Genomic DNA, 22,272 nt, shown 5'->3' with positions numbered 1-22,272 from the left:
ACTTCAAATCTGGGCAGCTACCCTAAGGATCAGCAACTAAGCCTCGGCCGGTTGCTCTTGTGCTGCACTGGTTGCGGTTGCTTCGGATTGCGCTGCGGGTGTGGTAGCAACATCTACGGCGACCACCTCTGGTGTAGCAGGCTCAGCAGGCGCAGTGGATTCAGAGGACTCAGATGATTCGGATGATTCGATCGCTACGGGCTCAGACTTGGCTGGGGCAATACTTGGCGATTGATTGGGCGAGCTTGGGCTGGAATTCTTGACCGCCTCTACGCTGTTGTTAATTTCATCTTGGAACTCCCTCGAAGCATCCTGAAAACTTTTGATCGCCTTACCCATACTACGTCCAATTTCTGGTAATTTTTTGGGACCAAAAATCAATAGCGCCACTACCATAATCACCACCATTTCCGGCAGCCCAATCCCAAAAATATTCATGGTTACACTTACCTCGCTCTAGTGCTTTTACGTTGCTATTTGCATTACTATTTGCATTACCTTTCTAACATAAACCTACCCCGCTACCTGAGCGAAGTAGGTTCAGTTTTGGCTATGTTTAAAGTCGGCGCAGTTACCAAACTTCAAACCTAAAACTAATCTCAGTGGGGATTTAAACCAGGTATCTCAAACTAGACTTGCCAATATCAATATAAATATTAAACATAAAGACGATCGCCCAGCCCAAGCAAACCATAACAGCAGCAATTAATTAATTGACTTAATTAACCGCCCCAGTTTACATCCACGCCATTGAGAAGCAGTGAGGAATTATAAATTTGCAGAATGATGATTAAAAACACCAAGAACAAAGCCATAAAGACTCCCATCAAAGGAGTGGTGCCCCAGCCACGGGCAACCTTACCATACTCAGAGTTTAACGGTCTGAGTAATTCACCAAGCCGAGTGCGTTGTGCCATACTTAACTCTTTTACTTAGTCTGTATCTACTTAGTTTTTCAAAAAAGTTATTATTACTTAACTTAATATTATAATTGATTGTATCAGTGAATCAGGCCGCAAGGTCTAATTAAACATCTAATTAATACTAGTTAATAAATCTAGTTTATAAATCAAATGGAAAATGCAACCTCACTTATTCTAACTATAGCGACAATCGTGGTTTGTATCACGGCTTTAGCGATCTATACTTCCTTTGGGCCTCCTAACAAGGAGCTAGCCGATCCATTTGAAGACCACGAAGATTAAGTCTAGGCTTTGGTTTTAGCCACTCTTATCGCCATCCATTAGCCTGAATCATTAAAAAGTCACAGGGCTAGTGGGGCGATCAGTGGGCTTTGAAGCTATACCCTAATTAAATATTAAACGTTAAACGTTAAACAATCCCTTCAGAAGGAATTGCATCGGGCATCAGCCAAGCTATACCAGCCTGAATGATCAGCCCAGCGATCGCTACTAATAATGCCGTGGCCAGGGTTGACCTGGTTTCATTTAAATTTGCAAGCTGACTAAATCCACTATAAACCGTCAGAATGCTATAGCAACCACAAATGAGCGCGATGCACAGCAACAAAATCGACCGCTCAAGGGTATAGAGCCCAGCCGCGATCGCCACCATGCCCAGGGGCACAAGCGTCGCCGCCGCCATAAATAAATCACCAGTAAAGCTGCCTTTGCCGCGCAGGATCGATCGCAAGAAGAAGCTAATCACCGCCAGGGACAAGAATAAGACCAGCCCGGCCAGGGCAATTCTGCCGCTCGGTGCAGTGGCATAACCAAAATGTTGCCACCACAAAAAATACACCCCACCAACCAGGCAAACTTCAAATAGGGCGGTTAACACAAGTGCCACATAAACTGCCCGATCGCCAACCTTGACATAAGCTGGCAGCAAGCCCCCCAGAGGATTGATCGCAAATAGGCGCAGGGCTAATCCAGTGCTTTGAAGTGGCTGGAATAGGCCAGAAAAGCCAGATATCGGTAGCTTAAGCTGAAGATTAGGCAAATCAAGGGAGATCGATTTGTTACCACCAGCGGCCAGGGCATCTTGGGCTAGTTGGCGACCGGAGGGATCATTGATTTTTATAAATACATTCACTGCCGCCTGGAGATCTTGCTGAGCCGCAGTTTCATTCCCCAGATCACGCTGCAATAGCCCACGGCGATAAAAAGCTTGGCCATAATTGGGGTTTAATTCGATCGCCTGATCATAGTCTTCGATCGCACTTTGGTCATAACCTAAGCGGGAGCGAGCCAAGCCACGCTGATAATAAGCTTCGTTGAGTTGGGGCTTTAGTTCGATCGCCCGGTTTAAATCAGTCACCGCTGCCGCTGCGTTACCATTGCGATAATGAGCCACCGCCCGCTTGAGATAGGCTTCTGCAAAATTACTAAAGTAATCCAGGGCACGGCTGAACAATACGATCGCCTGGTTGTAATTGCCATCCTGGAGGCTAAGCAAACCCTGTTCATAGAGGCGAGTATGCTGCGAGCTGGGCGATCGCCTGGGATCAAACTGAGAGTTGCCAGAATTGAGATGCCGATCATAATCCGAGCGGGAAGCGGGCTCAGCTAAGATTCGATAGGCTTGGGTCACTTGCTCAAATCGATCGCGGGCTACCTGATCATCGCCATTTAAATCAGGATGATATTTACGGGCTAGCCGTCGATAGGCAGATTTAATTTGCTCGGCACTAGCACTGCTGGCCAGTTCTAGAATTTGATAGTAGGTTTGATCCTTTGCCATAAATTCAATTAAGTGCCTTGATTTTTTAGCAACCTGAGTTTGACAGATATTTACAAACAACCCTTAACTCATTATTGCTGGAGATCGCCGGAAGCCCCTATTCCTTCGTTTGCGATTGATTTATCGAAATTTATTAATTTATTGAACTGACGTTTAAGCACCATTAGGCACTCTCAAGCATTGTATAAGCGCATTCTTGAGCAAGATTGCTTATTAGCCCCTGTTAAATTTAGGGCTTGTTTGGGTATTTCAGCAATAGTTAGCAGGGGGAAATTTAACTATTATTGCTCTAAATAGTATAGCCAGCCCGATGAAGCATGATGCTAACAGTCAGGCTGACTAATTACCAATATTCAATATTATTAAATTACTTAACTAACTAATTAACTATTGAATCAATCTAAAGCTAGACCGTTTCCGTGGGAGCCACCGCTGGATGCGATCGCTGCACAATCCCATTTAGCCCCACGATCGGCGTGGCATGTTTCTGGCGCGGATCGGTCAGCCCCACCATGTCTGAGTTGCTCTTGCCCGGTGCCACCATCGGATAGCAATTTTCATTGCGCTTAACATGGAAATCAGCTAACACAGGGCCATCATGGGCAATAATCTCAGCCACTGCTGCGGCAATATCATCACCATGCTGAATCACCATGCCCTTAAGGCCAAAGGCATCAGCTAGCTTCACAAAGTCAGGCATCCCTACCTCCATATTCGAGGAAGAATACCGCTCGCCATAGAAGCTTTCCTGCCATTGGCGCACCATCCCCTGCCAGCCATTATTAATGATCGCTGTTTTCACATTAATGCCGTACTGAGACAATACTGCTAGCTCTTGCAGGTTCATCTGGAAACTGGCATCACCACTAATGCAAATCACCTGTTCTTGGGGCAGAGCCACTTTTGCGCCCAGCGCCGCCGGCATCCCATAGCCCATCGTGCCCAGACCAGCACTGGAAATCCAACGCCTGGGGCCACATTTGAGGAACTGAGCTGCCCACATTTGATGCTGTCCCACATCGGTGGTAAAGAAAGCATTGGGGGCTTGCTTGCCAAACTCAAAAATCACTTCCTGGGGCGAAATGCAATTGGGGTATTGGGGCACGACCAAAGGATAATCATCCTTCCATGCCTGAATTTGCCTTAACCAGTCAGCGGTGCGTACTTCCTCTTCGTAGGTGGTCGAACCAAGAATCGCCGCGATCACATGCTTTACATCGCCCACGATCGGCACCTGGGGTTTGCGGTTCTTGCCCAACTCGGCCGGATCAATGTCAATGTGAATTACTTTGGCTGTTGGCGCAAACAGGTCAAGCTTGCCGGTCACGCGATCGTCAAACCTGGCCCCAACTGCGATTAAAAGATCGCAACCTTGAACCGCATAGTTGGCATAGGCAGAACCATGCATTCCCAGCATCCCTACCGACAGCGAGCTGTTTTCATCAAAGGCTCCTTTCCCCATCAGCGTAGTGGTAACTGGGATTTGGAATCGATCGGCCAATTGTTGAATTTCCGCATGGGCACCGGAAATAACTGCACCACCACCCACATAGAGCAAAGGTCGCTCTGCCTGGCGAATCAGATCAACAGCCGCCACAATCTGGTTAGGATGCCCCTTAAAGGTGGGCTTATAACCGCGCAGGCTGATTCCTGCATTGGGCTGATAATTACAGGCAGCAAGGCCAATGTCTTTGGGAATATCAATTAGCACAGGGCCAGGGCGACCAGTACCAGCAATGTGAAACGCTTCAGCCACAATTCTGGCCACATCTTCTGGTGCCCGTACCACATAGGAATGCTTCACAATCGGCAGGGTGATCCCAAAAATGTCGGTCTCTTGGAAGGCATCTGAGCCGATCGCATAGGAAGGCACCTGGCCAGTGATCACCACCATTGGCACTGAGTCCATTTGTGCCGTAGCGATCCCTGTCACCAGATTAGTTGCTCCTGGCCCAGAAGTTGCCACACAAACACCCACTTTGCCTGTGGCTCTGGCATAACCATCGGCAGCATGGACAGCACCCTGTTCGTGACGCACCAGAATATGGGTGATTTCGTCCCTTTCTTCTGCCTTGTAAATTTCGTCATAAACAGGCAGAATCGCGCCGCCTGGATAGCCAAAGATGTGTTCAACACCTTGCTTAACTAAACTGTCTACAAGCGCAAAAGCACCAGTTGTCTGCAAATCTGCCTCCTAGTAATCCTCGAAAGATCCCTTAGCCTGTACAAATACTTAAATTAGAAAAAATACTTAATTAGAAATACGATAACAAAGTTTAAAGGTGCGATGAACTTCGATCTATCAATGTATTAATCAATGCATTAATCAATTGCCTTGGTGTTCACCAAGCTGTTCCACCAATTTCTAGGTGAACATATAAATCGCCATAGATATTCGATCGCTTCCACCTTAAATCACCCAAACCTGACTTGAGTGACCTTCAGTTTAAGTAGTGATTAAGTAGTGAATGAGCAAAGATTTAATTATTTTAGGATATCTACACTCTGTGGAGGTAGAAACAGATAGAACTATCTATCTACTTTTTATTCTATCCATCTACATTTCAATCCGCATTAAGCATTAAGGTAGCAACACCACGATGACCGTAATCGGTTCAACTCGTATCCTAACATGACCAAGCGAGGCCAATCGCCGATCCCAGGCAACTTAGAGCCCTTCACACACAAAGGTTTGTGATCAAAGCGTCTGGTGTAGCGATCGCTAACTCAAATCAATATTGTTAACATTTCTTTGCAATTGTTGTAGTTATGTTTAGCGATGTTCTTTTAGTTACCGACACTTGTTTATGGTTAGATTACAAAGTAAGTAGCGTAAAGAATAGTAAAGCAAAGTAGTTGAGCTTAAATAATCTAATTGGCACGGTTGAGAACGCTTGATCCCACAATTGTGTAGCTGCAATTGTGTAGCTGTCAGCATCAATTCTCAGTCGTCCATAGTAACTGCCTCAATTACACTAAAAAAAATTATTAGATCAGGTTCGATCGCCGTCAGGTTGGCATAGCCCAAATTAAGGTTCAGATTAAGGTTATGATCTAATAGCTCTGGCGCTGGCGAATAAGCTCAAGCTATGAATTACAACGTTGGTTAATTAAAGTTCATGACTCAGACAAAATCCGAAAAGCAAGATATACCGATTAATATTTATCGCCCCAAGAATCCTTATGTGGGCAAATGCATTTCTAATGATCCGCTATTGCGAGCTGGCGCAGGCGGACAAACTCAACATGTCAAGATGGATATTTCCAGTGGCGATCTGCGCTATCTGGAGGGGCAAAGTATTGGCATCATTCCTCCTGGCACCGATGACAGGGGCAAGCCTCACAAACTCAGACTCTATTCGATCGCTTCGACCCGGCATGGCGACGACGGCGATGATAAAACCGTTTCATTGAGTGTGCGGCGATTGGTCTATCAACACCCGGAAACTGGTGAAACTGTTGAAGGGGTATGCTCCAGCCATATTTGCGATCTCAAACCTGGCGATGATGTCACCATTACTGGCCCAGTTGGCAAAGAAATGCTGCTGCCTGATGATCCCAATGCCACAATTATTATGATTGCCACCGGTACTGGGATCGCTCCGTTCCGGGCTTTCCTCTGGCGCATGTTCAAGGAAAAGCATGAAGATTATAAGTTTAATGGCCTGGCCTGGCTCTTCTTTGGGGTGCCTAATTCAGCCTCAGCTTTGTATAAACCAGAGTTGGAGTGGTTGCAATACAAAAATCCTCAAAACTTCCGTCTCGATTATGCCCTCAGCCGTGAGCAAAAAAATCGGGATGGCGGCAAAATGTATATCCAGCATCGTATGGCTGAATATGCTGATAAGTTGTGGAACCTGATCCAAAAGCCCACCACCCACACTTATATTTGTGGACTGCGGGGCATGGAAGGCGGGATCGCTGAATTCATGACCGAAACAGCAGCCAAGAGCGGCGTTGAATGGTCGGAATATGAGCGCCAGATGAAGAAAGAAGATCGCTGGCATGTGGAAACTTACTAGATCTTGCTCAGTTTTTATACTTTCGATCGCTGATTATTGCTAATTACTAGAGTTACCAGAGTGACTAGAGTTAATTAATTTGCTAACGGCGATCGTATAGTTGTTTAACGGTTTGATCTACAATCGACATACTGCACTAATAGTCAACAAATTAGTCAATAAATTAGTCAGTAAAAGTGAGTAAGTATTAAGCCAGTAAGCTTAAATGTGCTCAATAAATAAATCAGGTAGGGTGGGCATTATGTGTTTAGGCGTGATGTCCACCATGTTTGTTTGAGGCCAAACTTAGCCATGTCGGAAGATTATCCCCACTTATCTTGCCATTTACCCCCCAAGCTATATGAGCTGTTTTGTGGTTGGAAACAGCAACACAAATATACCTCGGACTCAGAAGCGCTGATTGCGGTGTTGGTGCAGTTCTTGATCTCTGGCACTGAGGGCTCGGCGCAGGCTAATCGATCGCAGTCAAGCCAGCTAGATCAGCAACCGCGATCGCCAGATCCTAGCCTGCTCAATGCGGTGGGTGAGTTGGCGCAGCGCATAGATTACTTGAGCAATCGTCTTGACAGCCTGGACAATACCCTAAGCGCGATCGATCTCAGCGATCTACCTGAGCATCCCAATCAAACTGGAGCCGCTTCTAGTCCACCTACCGCTCCAAACAAAGACATCCAGGGCTCAACTAATCAAACAACACCAACCAATCCTGGTACAACCTTCAGTCAGCAGGCTGCCAATTTTCAATTTTCTAATTTCAGCCCCGCTGGATTCAATCCCCCCATTCCAGAGCCACCATTTCCCAGCGATCCTGCCATTAATCAACCTGCTCCAGCGACAGCTGCCGATCAATCCCCCGCACATGAACAAGCGACAAAATCAGAGGAATCAACGGAGCAACCAGATCATGAGCCAGAACCGATCGCCTGGGAGGTGTGGGCATATCTAGAACGGCGGCGTAAAGATACGCTACGCCAGGTGGACACCTTCGATAGCGAATGGCAGGCAAATCGATTTTTAGAGCAAGCGGAGCGGGAACGCAAGGCAGGCTTGAAGGTGCATTATGAGATTCGGCCAATTTTTGCGCCCGACCCTGATCCCACTGATCCCAATGATGCTTCTGATGCTTCTGATCCAGAAATCAGTAGTGACGATCGCGCTGAGCCAAGAACTCCATCTGACTCAGATGCGGCCAGAGCGGATCACGAAAATAATGATGCGATCGATGTGGAAGTAATTTTCGCACCGGAACCAGTAGCCACATCAAGCGATCGGGATTCAGCAGGAAATCCCCAAGCATCAGCCAGTCAAGAAAATAATGATGCAGATATAGATGCAGATACAGCAAGTACAACTAAGCAAAGCGATCGCCCCGATGCGCAAAATACTCAATTAGGGGATCAAAAAAATACCGATCCCGCTGCGGCAAACAATTTAAATCCCACCGCAGAAATTGAATCACCCCCAGATCCCATGCACCAGAGTGAACCAAAGGTGGAAATTTTTACGGATGCAGTCAAGCCTAACCGCGATCGGCAAGATTTATCTTTTTTGGATAATTTAATTAATCTGGCCACCACCGCAACTGAAACAGAAACAATTCCCGATCGCCTCACCCAGGTTGAACTTGCCCAGAGACTAGAAGTCAGCAACCACACCCTCAATCGTTATAAGTTAAACCCCGGCTTTGCCGGATGGTGTCGAAAACAACCCAAACAGCAACCCCGGGGCGAAGTGTGGCAATATGATCCAGGTGATGATTTATTTCATCGCTTGGAATAATTGGAATAATTGGATTAAAAGCAAATAGAGTTACTTCCAGCCAACCCGATCCATAATCCTGACTGCTTCCGCAGCATTTCTGCCATACACCGATACATTCGTATCATCATCATTGAATCGACCAAAGCTAGCCACGACTGGATCGATCGCAACCCCGCTCACAATCGGATATTCGCTATTACCCTGGGCAAAAAACACCTGTGCTGAAGAACTAACTAAATATTCTAAAAACTGCACAGCAGCATCCTTGTTAGGGGCATTTTTAAGCATCCCACCACCACTGATATTAACGTGCGTACCACCGTTAGCCAGCTTGGGGAAATATACGCCAATCTTCTTGAACACATCCATCTTGGCCTTATCTTTCGGCTCGTTATAGCGTGGCAGATAGTAGGTATTAGCGATCGCTAAACTACCAATCCCCGACGCTGCACCTTCAATCTGAGCCCGATCATTACCCTGGGGCTCTCTGGCAAAGTTAGCCACCACACCCCTTGCCCAAGCTTCCGTTGCCTGCGCTCCCAGATTTGCGATCAACCAGGCCACCAGCGATTGGTTATAAACATTGCTGGACGAGCGAATCAAAATCTTGCCCCGCCACTTAGGGGTAGCCAAATCTTCATAGGTAGACAACCGAGCTGGATTAACCGTATCGCGGTTATACATCACTACACGGGCTCGCTTGGAAAAGCCAAACCAGAGGTTATTGGGATGCCTGAAGCTGGCAGGGATTTTACTCTTCAGCACATTTGAATCGACTGGCGCAAAAATACCGCGCTGCTCTGCCTTCCAGAGCCTACCAGCATCAACGGTGAGAAAAATATCCGCTGGGCTATTCCGTCCCTCACTCACAATCCGCTCGATCAGTGCGTCCCCTTTGCCTTCAATCAAGTTCACCTTGATCCCAGTGCGCCTGGTAAAACCGTCATACAGTTCACTATCGGTGTTGTAATGCCTTGATGAATAAAGGTTTAGCTGTTTTGATTGGGCACCAACTGAGCCAGGGTTGGCCAATTTGCCGGCGGCGATCGCCAAGGCTGCCGTCCCAGCCCCTAATAATGTTCTTCGTGAAACTTTACTCATAACTCCAAACGTCCTAACTACCTGAATTTCCTAAATAAACAAATATCTAATCAACTACTTGAACTAGCCTCACGATCGGAGCCTTAATCCCATCTATCTCAACAATTCAGCCTCAACTACAGCAATCGGCATCACCCAATGAACCGCTGCAATCGAGCCAATTATGCCAATCATTCTGATTACTTACTCCAAAGGCACTTACTTACTCCAAAGGGACTAAGCAGTAGGGTTGATAATCACCTGATTAACCATCCCCAGCTCATGCCCCACCAGAGGTAATCACCAGTAATCACCAGTTCCCAAAACTAAGTTCGGCTGTCCTGGCGGCAAAATTGTTAAGTATGGCAACAAAATCTCTAGCGATCGCTAGCCAAGCTATTGCATTTCAATGTGCTTTTATTTTAAACTTATTGCGAATCATTTGCACTAAATATAAAAATTATTTTCAATAGGTGCAAGAGGTTATGGCAAAAGAATTGTTACAACTTAGTCACAATCACAAGATCGCTAAACCTAAATCAGGCTACTGAAGTTTATAAAAACAAACAGAAAAACACTTTAAGGGCTAATTTAGCCATAATGACGAGGTTTTTGGTTTGCTTAACTAAACTGCTGACAAGTTTAATGCCAAGCAAATCTACCACCAAGCCAAGCAATTACCCAAACGCGATCGCTAATCAAACTCAAATTATATTTTGACTCACCCAGCAAACTAATTAATAATCTTATGCAACAGTTGCAAAACCCCAATTTACCCGATCGAGCCAAACAAGCTCTGTCTGGCCTTGAGGCAAAATCATTTCGCCAGCGCGGTTTTACTTTCTACAGTGAGCGAGGTCTGGATGCAGATCCTCTCAGCATTGCGAATCAGGACATAAATCCTGAAAACTCAGATCAGCCTAAAACTCAGAGCATAGCTGTTAGTGCGGATGGAGAGATCCAGGTATTGGGCAATAGCCAATCATTCCCGATTGCGATCGCTTCTGTGGGGCAAATCGGGCGGATCGCTTGGTTCAGGGGTGGCCGCAAAAGAAGTTTTCTGGAAATGGGATTGCTACCGGGCACGGAGTTTCAAGTGATCAGCCATAAGTCTAGTGGTTCGGTGATCATTACGATCGGCACCAGGCAAATTGGGCTGGGTCAGAGTTTAACCGAACAGATCATGGTCACAGCCTTAAGCTAGGCTGGCTGCTTAGCTATTTACCTAACCGATCGAAATTATGGGTTAGTGGTAATTATGGGTTAGTAGTATAAAGGATTTTTAGCGAATAACGATCGGGGCGATCTCAACCCCACGGGTGAATATTATTAATATATGCGCTTGCCGAATTAAATATGTGTGATTACTAATTATGGAAATACTGGTTAGCTTGGCTACTGCTTTTCCAGTCGATCGCTCAAAAGATTAATGAGGACAAAGCCTGGACTTTTAATAATTTGCTATTAATAATTTATTAAAGAAAATGCTGCTTGCTCTGGGTTTTAAATATTTCTAATATTCCTGATATTTCTAGCATTTGCTATGTCTAATATGATTAAGATTAATATGTCTAACGGCGTTAAGCACCAGTTAGCCAGTTAGATGTTGTACTAAGGCTTGTAGACCAAGTCGATAGCTATTCACCCCAAAGCCGCTGATTTGGCCAACTGCCACCGGCGCAATATAGGAATGGTGGCGAAATTCCTCCCGCTTATAGACATTGCTAAGATGCACCTCGACAGTGGGTAGATGCACTGCTGCGATCGCATCCCGAATCGCCACACTAGTATGGGTATATGCACCTGGATTGATCAAAATCCCAGCTTTTTGATTAAAAGCAGCATGGATCGCATCGACCAGCGCCCCTTCATGGTTTGATTGCAAAAATTCTAAGCTAGCCCCAAGTTTTTCGGCATCTGCAATCAAGATTTGATTAATATCGGCCAAGCTGAAACTGCCATAGATTTCGGGTTCCCGCAAACCCAGCATATTCAGGTTGGGGCCATGCAAGACTAGTATTTTCAACTTTTCTGATCCTGGTTATTAAGCAACTAATTTCAACTAATTTAAGTAATTGAATTATAGCGATCGCCATGTTTTTACGATGGGTGATTACGATGGGCGATTACGATGGGCGATCGATCGGGTTTGATCTTACATAACTAAGATCGTGATTTTTTGGTTGTCAAACCTAAGACAACCCTGGCTTGATCAATAAAAAACCCCGCCGCAAGCAGCGGGGTATTCAATTTATTGTATTGGGAATATCTCTAGTTGTCTGTTCTCATGCAACTTTTGATACCCTTTACCTTGCTCTTTAACATAATTTGTAATCATATTCTCATCGCCATGTTTGCCTACCGTACTGGCAAAATATCCATCACTCCAAAATTCACCGCCCCATAACTGACGCTTCACTTCTGGACATCTACTAAATATTTCTCTAGCACTTATACTCTTGATCACTCTCACAATTTTGGTAACACTGTATGTCGGCACTGATTGCACCAGCAGATGCACGTGATCGCCATCTGTTCCTATCTCTAGAAAATTGATTTGATATCGCTTTTCTATCTCCAGGCAAACCTCTTTTAAAACCTGGTCTACTTCCGGGCTAAACACTGCCCTTCTATACTTAGCTGGAAATACTAAGTGATATAACAAGACGCTTACATTATGACTTTTATGAATGTACTGGCTCACAAAAGTATATTACGCCGCAAGCGGCGGGGAATTAGACCCTATAGTGATTAAATTTTAATTTTTTTATCCCCAGCTAACAATCACAGCAAAGCATATAAAATTCCAAAAATTAGGCGAAATAGGGTCATAAACGCCATTGCACCCAAACCTGCCATTGCCGCGATCAACAGGGCGATTACCGGTGAGGTAATACTAATTAAAATTACTAAGCCAGTAATATTAAGCAGACCAAAGAAAACCGCCGCCCAAAACCCACCCACCATCAGCAAAGCAATCACCAGCATATCTTTGTTATCCAGCAGGCTAGTAGCACGCAGAATAACTAAAAAAATGCCGATCGCGGCCGTAGCCAAGAGTCCAAGCTCTATTGCTCCGAAGAAAGCTAAACCAACAATCCCTGCTAAAGATGCCTCAAATCCAACGAGGAAGGCAGCAAAAAGTTGCTTGGCGATCGGTGCAGCTAACACAAATGGGGTGCGCTGCTTTTGCTTTACTGGTGGAGGGTTAATGGGATTGGCAGGTACAGGATTTTGGGGTGCTTGAGCTGGTAATGGTTGCGATGATGCTTGTGGTCGCATTGGCTGAGCTGGTTGAGCTGACCTAGGAGGCGAAATTGGGGCAGCCGCAGGGGGTGGAGCGATCGGCTGCTGCTGATACTGAACAGGTTGATTTGGAACTGGCGTGGATGATGATGCTTGGGAAGGCTGAGGTGGTTGAGTAAAGCGCGGATTTGGGGCAGCATTAAACGCCGTAGTCATGCCAGTGGGCATTGGTTTACCAGCCAGGGCTTCATACACCGCGCTCGCCGATTGATAACGATCGTTAGGGGCATTTTTGATCATCATTGCCAACACCTGAACTAATCGATCGCTCACCCCAGCAGGAACCAGCAATTGCCAACTAGGATCAAAACGATTGGCACTGACATCAAACAACTCCTCCGGTTGCTTCGCCGTTAGCAAACAAATACAAGTAACGCCAAAGGCATATAGATCAGACGCAGGCAAAACATGATCGCCACGCATTTGTTCAGGTGCACCATATCCAGGCGTAAAAATACCAGTGGAGCGAGCTTTTTGCCCTGGGGTAGTGGTGGTAATTTGCTTTACTGCGCCAAAATCTAGTAAATAAAACTGGCCATCGGTTTTACGCGCCATAATATTAGAAGGCTTGATATCCCGATGGATCGAGCCGCGATCATGCACAAACTGCAACACTGGCAGCAGGCTGGTTAAAATACTGCTGACTTCCTGCTCGGACATGGCACCAGTTTTTTCTACCAGTTGCTCCAGGGTAAACCCATCAATGAACTCCTGGGCTAAATAGAAAAATTCATCGGCAGTGCCAGCTTGCAAGCCCGGTATTTCTAATTCAAAATAGGCCAGCAGATCGGGGATCTGGGGATGCCTGCCCAAGTCTTCGAGCACCACCCCTTCACGCTCAAACATTTGCTTGGCGATCTCCATTTGCTGAGGATTCAAGCCGGTGGGCAAGAGCTGCTTAATCACACAATCGCGCATCCCTGGGGTGTAGCGATCGCGGGCTACAAAGGTAGCACCAAATCCACCCCGCGCCAGGGGCTTAGTTACAATGTAGCGACCTGCCAAGATCTGGGGCATGCCACAATTGGTGCAAAATTTTTGATTTATGGTCTTGATGGTTTTGCTGTGATCAAGATCAGGAAAGGAATTTTGGGGGCGTGAGCAATTGGGGCGGGTGCAATACGTGTCCATTACAAACCCTTAAATTTGAATGTTTCTAAAATCTTGGTTGCCACTAATATCATATAAGTATGCAGTCCGATCGAAATCTAACCAAACCGAATAGATGGATTTTATCGATCGGTAGACCCTATCGACTGTCCATTGATTAGGGTAGCTCTTTGGGGCAATGGTAATGTTAGCCGCAGCAATATTAGTAGATTCTGATCCGTAGTTGATTAAGCATTAGTTAGATTGCTAGTAACAAACCCAAAGTTGCAGTGTAAATATAGCAGGCATATTCACGATCGCATGTGCAAAATTTAACGATCGGCACATAATTACGCAAGTGGTGCTGTTAATTAGCCTGAATAGATATTATTAAGCACCAGCTAATTTAATTAACTTGGTTTAACTAGTAACTTTATTGAACCAGCCAGGACAACCGGAGCCCATAGAGCCTTGCCAACTCAAAACAACCTAGAGCCTGGTTTCAGTCGATCGCCTGCACTTCCACATCGATCGTACCTGGGGGCGTGAGCCGCACAAATTGTTGGTCTTTAGCCTCCAAGGGCTCACCACAACTAGGGCAGTTAAACTCGCTGCCCTTGGCCGCAGTTGCCCTAAACTGACAAACCGGACAATCGGCTGTGACCAGGCTGCGCTTTAACCACCACTGGAACCCGACCAGGGCAATGATCGGTGCGATTGTGATAATGCCGATTAAAATAAAGATAGAATTAACCAGCCAGCCCAAACCGATCGCACTCAGCCCCCAGATCACCAAAAAAGCAGTAATCAAAAATCTCAGCCCACCGAAGCCATTGCCGTAGGGATTGGAACCAGAATTGCCAAATCTATAAAATTTCATTGTTCGTGCTGCTAACCTCAGCTTATGCTTGGCTTAATCATAACCTGCCCCTTGACCTGGTTCAAAGTGATGAGAACCGCATGGGTGAGGGCTGTTTACCTCCCCATTGGCGATTTATTTGGGATTATTATACCTGGGGGTAGATCTAGTTTATTTAAATAAAATTAATGACAGTCCATAGGATAATGACATTTCAGCGATCGCTAAACCAATTAGATCGTTTTAGATCGTTGTTTAGTTTTGTAGATATTTTAGATATTTCGGTGGAGATATTGTAGCAGCCAGCTTCCTAAAGCTAGGATCAATAGGTTAAAAACATTATTAACAATGATTAAAACCAATGATCAAAAGGGTTGAACTATGCAGAGAAGAGACCCATTGCCATTACAGCGAAAGATATGCTGTCCGTTCTTTTACATTTTTCTTAAACTAATGTAATTAATATACTTTGATAATCATTATTTATTTAGCTCCCATATAGATCTACGGGGAGAGCATCCTAACTATTATTTGTTGCAGAGATTTATTGCAAAGAACCTAACTTATTTGCGCCAGATAATTGAGTAAGATGGTGGATGCTGTCCCGTATTTTTCGCCCTCATCTCAGCCTGCTTAGGTTCTATCTCACGTTTTTTACCGTTTCAGTCAAGCCATCAATTACGGGTGGCTTTCCGTTACAAAACACATGGAAGCACTTCGAGTTCTTATCTGGGATCACAACTTACAGGATGTGCAGGCCATTCAACAGGAACTGCATGATGCAGGGCTCAACTGTACCTATCAATACCTAGACCCTGACCCCAATTTTCGGGCGCTAATTGATCACTGCGCTTTTGATGTAGTTTTATGTGAGTATGACCTGCCAGATGGCGATTGCATTACTGCACTGCAGCAGGTGCGATCGCAATGCGGCAATCTCCCTTTTTTTGTGGTTACGCATAATCAAGACTTGGCAGTAGAAGCCAAATTGATTGAAGCAGGCGCAACTGATTTTATTCTCAAGCCACGTCTAGCTCGTTTGGCTCCATCCCTGAAAAGGGCAATCAATCTACAGGGGCATGATACCGATGATGTAAATGATGATGTAAATAATGTAAATAGTTATGAGGCGACAAGCCCCAGTCAAAGTAGTCAAAACAGTCAAAAGAATAGTGTGAATAGCCCTGGGTTGAGTAACCATGACAATCACAACGATCGCCTCATCCTCACCGAGTTCAATCATCTTTTAGCCAAAATTTCAACGCGATTTATTGACACCCCCAGTACCGAAATTGATCAAGCACTGCTGCCAGCAATTCAGGAAGTGGGTAGTTTCTTTGGCGTAGATGCCTGTAGAGTTTTTCAGTTGGAACCAGATCGCAACCATTTTAGTATGACCTATGAATGGGTTGCGGTGGGCGTTGAGCCTTTAATTGCCAAAGTTCAGCATCTAGCACGTAGCGTCGTGCCCTGGATGAATCAGAGCATGGAGCGTGGTGAAGCGCTGCAAATTGACGACATTGCTCAGTTGCCAATTGAAGCTGCCAACGATCGCCAAATTTGGCAAGAATTTGGTATCAAAGCAATTCTCTGTGTACCGCTGATTAATTACGACAAGGCGATCGGCTGGGTTGCCCTTGCCAATTCCAGGGTAACCATCAACTGGACTAAAAACGAGCTGAGTTTGCTCCAGGCTATTAGCGATATTTTTACAACCGCTTTGCATCGCAGACAGACCGAAGCCCTGCTACACGAAGCTTACCAGCGCCTAGACTTTCATGTCAGCAACTCCCCCCTGGCGGTGATCGAATGGGATGCAGATTTACGGATCACTAGATGGTCAAAACGGGCTGAAGAAATATTTGGGTGGCAGGCCACGGAAACCATTGGCCGGCTTTTAAGTGAGTGGCAATTTGTGCATGAGGATGATCTCAATGCCGTAACTAAGGCGATCAAGCCAATGCTGAATGGTTCAGATGAGCGCGTGATTAGCCACAATCGCAACTACACCAAGAGCGGCGCGATCGTCCATTGTGGTTGGTATAACTCGATTCTGCGGGATGAGAATGGCAAAATCAAGTCCATTTTATCGCTGGTAGCCGACTTTACCCAGGCCAAGCAAACAGAACAAGAATTAGAGCAAGCTCGGCTTCAACTGGAAGAAAGAGTGCAAGAGCGCACCGCTGAGCTACTGCATACCAATGCCCGCTTGCAGCAGGAAATAATTCGAAAGCGGGAAATTGAAGCAGCCCTGCGCCATAACGAATCTCGCTACCGGGCTATTATTGAAGGCCAGACCGAGTTGATTTGCCGTTTTCTGGTGGATGGCACGCTGACTTTTGTAAATGAAGCCTATTGCCGTTATTTCCATCGTGAGGTTGAAGAATTAATCGGCCAGAAATTTTTACCCTTGATTCCTGCCCCTGATATGGCGATGGTCACTCAAAATATTGCCGCCTTAAGTAAGGATTTACCTGTCATTATCCACGAGCATCGCGTGGTTGATTTCTATGGTGGGATCCGCTGGCAACAGTGGACTAATCGCGCCATCTTTAACGATCGCCAGGAAATAGTTGAATATTTAGCGGTAGGTAGAGATATTACCGAACAAAAGCAAGCAGAAATAGCATTGATCGCCAGTGAGCAGCGCTATCGCGCCGTGGTGGAAGACCAAACCGAAATGGTATGTAGAGCTTTGGCTGATACAACTCTTACCTTTGCTAATGATGCCTATTGTCGCTATTACCAGGCTAGCAAGCAAGATTTAATTGGCCGCCGCTTCCTTGAATTAATTCCGCTGCAACAGCGAGACTATGTGAAATCGCAGTTAGCCCAGATCACTTACCATCAACCACTGGTAACGATCGAATATGAATCGATTGCTCCCGATGGCAATACGCGCTGGCAGCAATGGAATAATCGTGGCATTTACAATGAACAAGGCGAGCTAGTAGAGATCCAGTCGGTCGGCCGAGACATTACCGATCGTGTCCTGGCAGAGGAAGCACTGCGCCAGAGTGAAGCTAAATTTCGCCAACTGACCGAAAATATCCGCGATATTATCTGGATGCGCGACATCAGCACCCAAAAACTAATTTATGTCAGTCCTTCCTATACCAACCTGACTGGTTATTCGCCAACCAAAATTCGTCGGGATATGAATTTCTATGTAGACCAGGTGGTTCACCCCCTCGATCGCAATCGGGTTGGTAGGTTTCTGGCTAGTTTGATGGATGGTGAACTACTAGAGCCAGATACAATCGAATATCGAATTGTACGCGCTGATGGTGAAGAAAGGTGGTTGCTCGATCGCTGCTTTCCTGTATTTGATGCGTTGGCACAGGTCTATCGCTATGTGGGCATCACCGAAGATATTACAGAACGGCGCAACACCGAGGCTTCGCTCCAACAAAGCCAGGCTACTAACAATGCTTTGATTAGCGCTCTGCCCGACCTGCTGATCAGAATGCGTAGTGACGGCACCTATTTAGAAATTTATCCCAGCGAAAGAGTGCAAATCTATAAGCCAAATAACACTTTTGTGGGAGTAAATTTGCACCAGATTTTGCCATTTGAGCTTGCTACACAGAGAATGCATCTGATGCACAAGGCTTTGCAAACTGGCGAGATCCAATTTCATGAATATGCCCTAGAAATTGATGGCAAGCTTCACCACGAAGAAGCCAGAGTGATTGCCTGTGGCGACGATGAAGTTTTAGCAATCATTCGGAATATTGACGATCGCAAGGAAGCAGAAGCCAGAATTATGGCAGCACTGGCACAAGAGCGTGAATTAAACGAGTTGAAATCCCGTTTTGTAAGCATTACCTCCCATGAATTTCGCAACCCCCTGGCAATTATTTCTGCTGCGGCTCAGGCATTAGAGCGTTATGGCGATCGCCTCCCCGAAGAGAAAAAGCTCGTTCGCCTCAAGCGGATCCAGGCTGCTTGTAACTATATGGCTACGCTGCTCAATGACATTCTGGTCTTTGGTAAGGCTGAGGCAGGAATGCTTGAATTTCATCCCGCGCAATTAAACCTGGCGGAATGGTGTGGGGTTTTATTAGAAGATTTCCGCCTTAGTCAAGAAGTAGAAGGGGGTAATCAAAATCAGGTTAAGCTCCATTACCAGGTTGACCCCGATCTAGCCAATGGCATTTGGCTGGATGAGCGGTTATTGCGGCATATTTTAGTTAATTTGCTCTCCAATGCGGTAAAGTATTCTCCCGATCGGGGTCAGATTGATTTTGTAGTTAGTAACCAAGCTCAAAATATAATCTTCAAGGTGGTCGATCGCGGGTTGGGGATTCCGCGAAAAGATCTGCCCAGATTATTCGAGCCCTTCCACCGGGCGCAAAATGTGAGGGATTTACCTGGCACTGGCTTAGGTATGTCGATCGTCAAGAAGTCGGTTGATATGCATGGCGGTGAGATCCAGGTTGAAACCGAAATTGGCAAGGGTTCAACCTTCACGGTAATTTTGCCCAGTCAACCCAAGTTGGAATAGTCAGATAGTTTATAGGTTGTGTGACCAGTTATGGCAAAGGCGATGCAACTGATTGCCCTGTTTTTTATAATTTTGGGATTTCTGTTTGCGATCGCTAACGTGGCAGCAGCGATCGCGCTGGGCATGGCGGGTATGATTGCCCTGGCCTCAAGTTACCTGTTTGATCCATTGCGGCGGAGCCAAATGCCTAAGCGAGTCCAGTCTCGCCAAACTACGCGTAGATCTAGTAAATCAGCTAGGCGATCGCGCCCATAGGCAGCTAGGTCAAACTTGAAAAAAATTGCACTGGCACTAAATGAGACAATACATGATTATTTATTGCTAAAATTACGTTAATCAGATTAGCAATAATTATTTGCTTGCTTATATTTATTTGCATATTCATAGTTAATTCAAGGCAAAGTTTAATTTAGCCGATCGACTATTGTGCAAAATAAATAGCCCTGTGGGGTAACAGGGCAAAAGAGTACAAACTCATGAGTAGAAATGTGGCTTTCCTTATATATTGATTTTCAGTAATAGTCAACCCTAATTAACAATCTTATTGGTAACGTTATTAATTGAAGCATGATTAGCTTTTAGTTCTCGTCAAATATGGGGAGAATTTTTTTATAATCAAGCATGATTAAGTATGGTTAAGTGTGGCCAAAATGAGCAAACTAAACCGATTAATCCTGATCGCCGCCGTAGGGTATTTGCCAATCCCTTATATTTTTAACCGCGTTCCTGGTACTACTGGTACTAGGAGAATTAGCATTAGTAGTAAAGCGATCGCAGCCACCCAATCCGTTGGCTCAGTGAGTTGTAGCAGCATTGATGGCTCGATCCAGCGGCATGATGAAATTATCCTGGCCACGATCGCCAAGTCCCGGCAGGGCTACGAGATCTATTTGCGTGAGCCAACTATGCAACATCGCCTCATTTTAGATCCAAATCGGGTCATCACCCAGGCTAGCAGTAGCTTCGATCTCGATCGGCAGGGTAACTATTCGCAATGGACAGATTGGAATCTGATTGCCTACGATCGCACCCCGATTAAAATCGGTCTAGATGGCAGATTTGTGATTGAAATGATGGTCAGCTCTCGATCGGTTTGTTCCTTTGAAGGCATCGCCAACCTTGTTAACAGTGAATCGGCTGGGAGTGTTAACTAGAAGGTGATCATAGATCATAGAGATAAAGACGGCAGAACCAAATTTGTGAGTAGATCATGACTTAAAGGCTCATGCTTTAATCCTGGCAATTTGCCTATGCTCACCAATCAAAAGCTAGTAAAGTTTTAAGATGCCTCTTGGAATAGCGATCGTCTGGTTGCCATCACTGATCGTTATATCAAGCTGCTACCCACAAAAAAACCCTAGCAATCCACCAGAGCAATTAAAGACTCTTGATCAAGCAACTCAATCAGAGCATTTTTACCCTGCGTCGAGCGATCGTAAATTTGATTAAGCAAGAGCGCAACCAGGATCAGCAAAAAATGCTCCTGGCTGAAATATTATTGCGATCGCCCAGGCACGAAAGACAGGCCAGATCATCCCTGGCGGCAGTTGAGTTTAAAGTTTTCTCGCAGTGGGGTGACGATGGCATCATTCAATATTTAATTCAGCAACTAGATTTTCCCAACCACACCTTCATTGAATTTGGCATTGAAGATTACCGCGAATCAAACACCCGATTTTTGTTAATGCATGACAACTGGTCGGGATTTGTGATCGATGGCTCTGTGCGTAATATCCAAAAATTGCAACGGGCTTATTTTTTCTGGCAATACGATCTACAAGCCAAAGCAGCCTTTTGCGATCGAGACAATATCAATGATTTGCTGCAAGAGTCTGGCTTCGATCGGCAGGTGGGCATTCTCCACATCGACATTGATGGCAATGATTATTGGGTTTGGCAGGCGATCGAAGTAATTGAACCGATTGTGGCGATTATTGAATATAACAGCGTGTTTGGTAGCGATCGGGCAATCTCAATCCCCTATACCCCCGATTTCGATCGCCATGCTGCCCATCATTCTAATCTCTACTTTGGTGCATCCCTGGCCGCTTTGCACCATCTAGCTCAAGCCAAGGGCTATGCATTCATTGGTTGTAATAGTGCTGGCAACAATGCTTATTTTGTGCGGCGGGATAAGCTGGCTAATTTACCAGAAGTGTCACTAGAACAGGGATATGTGACATCTAAATTTAGGGAAAGCCGCGATCGTAATGGTCAGCTTAATTTCCTCCGGGCAGGGCAACGACTAGAGGCGATCGCGGGGCTGCCAGTGGTCAATGTATTAACAGGGGAGCTGGAGCAGCTTTAACTTGTGAGTATTAATGCTAAAAAAGAGCGATCGTCACAAATTCAACCTATATTATCAAGGGCAGATGGATTCGCCCAATTAGCAGCATGGATGCATCATCCAAGTAAAAAGAAGATGACATCAGGTGAATGCATAGTCTAATAATCTAGCAAAGGCAAGGTTTTCAGTTAGTAGTATCAACAAAATCAAAACTAATGAATAACTAATCTAACTAATATCCTGATTGGCGTTCAAAGAATACAAACCGTAAATCATTGCAGTCTAAAAGGTTAAGATTATCTACATCATAAATACCAGGAGTCTTATATGCACTATGGACAAGGTAAAATTGTTATAAGCATTTATATATGCCACAGGATAAGGATGGGAACTAAATTGGTTAATCTTTGGTCTTTTAACCATTAGGTAATACCAATCTTGTTAGTCATAAAAAAACCCTGCTCACCAAAATAGTGACAGAGTTTGAAGACGGATTCATGTGATTACAGAAAAGCAGACACTGCAGTTAGTTCCCATATCCTGAAACTGAAGAACAATACTCTACAAAATTGGCTGGTCGCTTAATTTAGCAGAGGTTCTAGCCTAGAAAAACCAGTCCACGCATAGCCCTCGCAATATGACTGGATTAACTAGATTG

16 protein-coding genes and 1 pseudogene are annotated in these 22,272 nt (G+C 45.3%); 8 read left to right on the top strand and 9 right to left on the bottom strand.

Annotated elements, in window-relative coordinates; genetic code table 11:
• Positions 1-150: 150 nt before the first annotated feature.
• Both PSE7367_RS21160 and psbH read right to left on the bottom strand, forming a co-directional pair.
• Positions 151-438: pseudogene (locus PSE7367_RS21160) on the bottom strand (TatA/E family twin arginine-targeting protein translocase); the annotation flags it as partial.
• Between the two features lie 284 nt (positions 439-722).
• Positions 723-917 carry a photosystem II reaction center phosphoprotein PsbH gene (gene psbH, locus PSE7367_RS09775; RefSeq protein ID WP_015165201.1) on the bottom strand — a complete coding sequence of 65 codons (195 nt, stop codon included), beginning with the start codon at positions 915-917 and terminating at the stop codon, positions 723-725.
• A gap of 156 nt (positions 918-1,073) precedes the next feature.
• Between psbH and psbN the strand changes: the two genes are divergently transcribed.
• Complete coding sequence (psbN, locus tag PSE7367_RS09770) at positions 1,074-1,205, top strand: photosystem II reaction center protein PsbN (protein ID WP_015165200.1); 132 nt, start codon at positions 1,074-1,076, stop codon at positions 1,203-1,205.
• A gap of 127 nt (positions 1,206-1,332) precedes the next feature.
• Here the strand turns inward: psbN and PSE7367_RS20385 are convergent, their stop codons facing one another.
• Positions 1,333-2,703 carry a J domain-containing protein gene (locus tag PSE7367_RS20385; RefSeq protein ID WP_015165199.1) on the bottom strand — a complete coding sequence of 457 codons (1,371 nt, stop codon included), beginning with the start codon at positions 2,701-2,703 and terminating at the stop codon, positions 1,333-1,335.
• Positions 2,704-3,109: 406 nt separating this feature from the next.
• The gene (gene ilvB / locus PSE7367_RS09760) at positions 3,110-4,888 is read right to left on the bottom strand and encodes a biosynthetic-type acetolactate synthase large subunit (RefSeq protein ID WP_015165198.1); all 1,779 of its coding nucleotides are present in this window, start codon (positions 4,886-4,888) and stop codon (positions 3,110-3,112) included.
• Between the two features lie 934 nt (positions 4,889-5,822).
• On the opposite strand from ilvB, the gene PSE7367_RS09755 reads away from it, so the two are divergent.
• Together PSE7367_RS09755 and PSE7367_RS09750 are read left to right on the top strand one after the other, a co-directional pair.
• Positions 5,823-6,725 (top strand): ferredoxin reductase domain-containing protein, encoded by a 903-nt coding sequence (locus PSE7367_RS09755; RefSeq protein WP_015165197.1) that lies wholly within the window; start codon positions 5,823-5,825, stop codon positions 6,723-6,725.
• Positions 6,726-7,016: 291 nt separating this feature from the next.
• Positions 7,017-8,504, top strand: a complete 1,488-nt coding sequence (locus PSE7367_RS09750) for a hypothetical protein (RefSeq protein ID WP_015165196.1) — start codon at positions 7,017-7,019, stop codon at positions 8,502-8,504.
• 30 nt (positions 8,505-8,534) lie between these two features.
• On the opposite strand, the gene PSE7367_RS09745 is transcribed toward PSE7367_RS09750, so the two are convergent.
• Positions 8,535-9,587, bottom strand: coding sequence for a Fe(3+) ABC transporter substrate-binding protein (locus PSE7367_RS09745; protein WP_015165195.1), 1,053 nt, complete (start codon positions 9,585-9,587; stop codon positions 8,535-8,537).
• Positions 9,588-10,314: 727 nt separating this feature from the next.
• On the opposite strand from PSE7367_RS09745, the gene PSE7367_RS20380 reads away from it, so the two are divergent.
• Positions 10,315-10,770, top strand: coding sequence for a FeoA family protein (locus PSE7367_RS20380; RefSeq protein ID WP_015165194.1), 456 nt, complete (start codon positions 10,315-10,317; stop codon positions 10,768-10,770).
• 387 nt (positions 10,771-11,157) lie between these two features.
• Here PSE7367_RS20380 and aroQ read toward each other — a convergent pair whose 3' ends face one another.
• From aroQ to PSE7367_RS09720, 4 genes are all read right to left on the bottom strand, one after another.
• The gene (gene aroQ / locus PSE7367_RS09735) at positions 11,158-11,592 is read right to left on the bottom strand and encodes a type II 3-dehydroquinate dehydratase (protein ID WP_015165193.1); all 435 of its coding nucleotides are present in this window, start codon (positions 11,590-11,592) and stop codon (positions 11,158-11,160) included.
• A 225-nt stretch (positions 11,593-11,817) separates the two neighbouring features.
• Positions 11,818-12,270: an IS200/IS605 family transposase gene (gene tnpA / locus PSE7367_RS09730; RefSeq protein WP_015146128.1), complete on the bottom strand. Its 453-nt coding sequence runs from the start codon at positions 12,268-12,270 to the stop codon at positions 11,818-11,820.
• Between the two features lie 80 nt (positions 12,271-12,350).
• A complete protein-coding gene (locus PSE7367_RS09725; RefSeq protein ID WP_015165192.1) occupies positions 12,351-14,003 on the bottom strand; it encodes a serine/threonine-protein kinase in 1,653 nt (550 codons plus the stop codon).
• A 460-nt stretch (positions 14,004-14,463) separates the two neighbouring features.
• Complete coding sequence (locus PSE7367_RS09720) at positions 14,464-14,841, bottom strand: hypothetical protein (protein ID WP_015165191.1); 378 nt, start codon at positions 14,839-14,841, stop codon at positions 14,464-14,466.
• Between the two features lie 685 nt (positions 14,842-15,526).
• On the opposite strand from PSE7367_RS09720, the gene PSE7367_RS20375 reads away from it, so the two are divergent.
• From PSE7367_RS20375 to PSE7367_RS09700, 4 genes are all read left to right on the top strand, one after another.
• On the top strand, positions 15,527-19,327 hold the full coding sequence (locus tag PSE7367_RS20375; RefSeq protein WP_015165190.1) for a PAS domain S-box protein: 3,801 nt from the start codon (positions 15,527-15,529) through the stop codon (positions 19,325-19,327).
• Between the two features lie 30 nt (positions 19,328-19,357).
• Positions 19,358-19,582 carry a hypothetical protein gene (locus tag PSE7367_RS09710; protein WP_015165189.1) on the top strand — a complete coding sequence of 75 codons (225 nt, stop codon included), beginning with the start codon at positions 19,358-19,360 and terminating at the stop codon, positions 19,580-19,582.
• 395 nt (positions 19,583-19,977) lie between these two features.
• Positions 19,978-20,481, top strand: a complete 504-nt coding sequence (locus PSE7367_RS09705; RefSeq protein ID WP_015165188.1) for a hypothetical protein — start codon at positions 19,978-19,980, stop codon at positions 20,479-20,481.
• Between the two features lie 233 nt (positions 20,482-20,714).
• Positions 20,715-21,635 carry a hypothetical protein gene (locus PSE7367_RS09700; protein ID WP_015165187.1) on the top strand — a complete coding sequence of 307 codons (921 nt, stop codon included), beginning with the start codon at positions 20,715-20,717 and terminating at the stop codon, positions 21,633-21,635.
• The last annotated feature ends 637 nt before the right edge of the window (positions 21,636-22,272 follow it).

It is taken from the genome of Pseudanabaena sp. PCC 7367 (assembly GCF_000317065.1).
Lineage (GTDB): Bacteria > Cyanobacteriota > Cyanobacteriia > Pseudanabaenales > Pseudanabaenaceae > Thalassoporum > Thalassoporum mexicanum.
Note: the sequence above shows the minus strand (reverse complement) of the source record. Positions and strands in the feature narration are given on the sequence as shown.

Coding starts and splice junctions, on each gene's coding strand:
- PSE7367_RS09720 (WP_015165191.1), bottom strand. CDS start 14,841: ATGAAATTTTATAGATTTGGCAATTCTGGTTCCAATCCCTACGGCAAT.
- PSE7367_RS09725 (WP_015165192.1), bottom strand. CDS start 14,003: ATGGACACGTATTGCACCCGCCCCAATTGCTCACGCCCCCAAAATTCC.
- PSE7367_RS09705 (WP_015165188.1), top strand. CDS start 19,978: ATGAGCAAACTAAACCGATTAATCCTGATCGCCGCCGTAGGGTATTTG.
- PSE7367_RS09755 (WP_015165197.1), top strand. CDS start 5,823: ATGACTCAGACAAAATCCGAAAAGCAAGATATACCGATTAATATTTAT.
- PSE7367_RS20385 (WP_015165199.1), bottom strand. CDS start 2,703: ATGGCAAAGGATCAAACCTACTATCAAATTCTAGAACTGGCCAGCAGT.
- PSE7367_RS09710 (WP_015165189.1), top strand. CDS start 19,358: ATGGCAAAGGCGATGCAACTGATTGCCCTGTTTTTTATAATTTTGGGA.
- psbN (WP_015165200.1), top strand. CDS start 1,074: ATGGAAAATGCAACCTCACTTATTCTAACTATAGCGACAATCGTGGTT.
- PSE7367_RS09750 (WP_015165196.1), top strand. CDS start 7,017: ATGTCGGAAGATTATCCCCACTTATCTTGCCATTTACCCCCCAAGCTA.
- PSE7367_RS09745 (WP_015165195.1), bottom strand. CDS start 9,587: ATGAGTAAAGTTTCACGAAGAACATTATTAGGGGCTGGGACGGCAGCC.
- PSE7367_RS20375 (WP_015165190.1), top strand. CDS start 15,527: ATGGAAGCACTTCGAGTTCTTATCTGGGATCACAACTTACAGGATGTG.
- PSE7367_RS20380 (WP_015165194.1), top strand. CDS start 10,315: ATGCAACAGTTGCAAAACCCCAATTTACCCGATCGAGCCAAACAAGCT.
- psbH (WP_015165201.1), bottom strand. CDS start 917: ATGGCACAACGCACTCGGCTTGGTGAATTACTCAGACCGTTAAACTCT.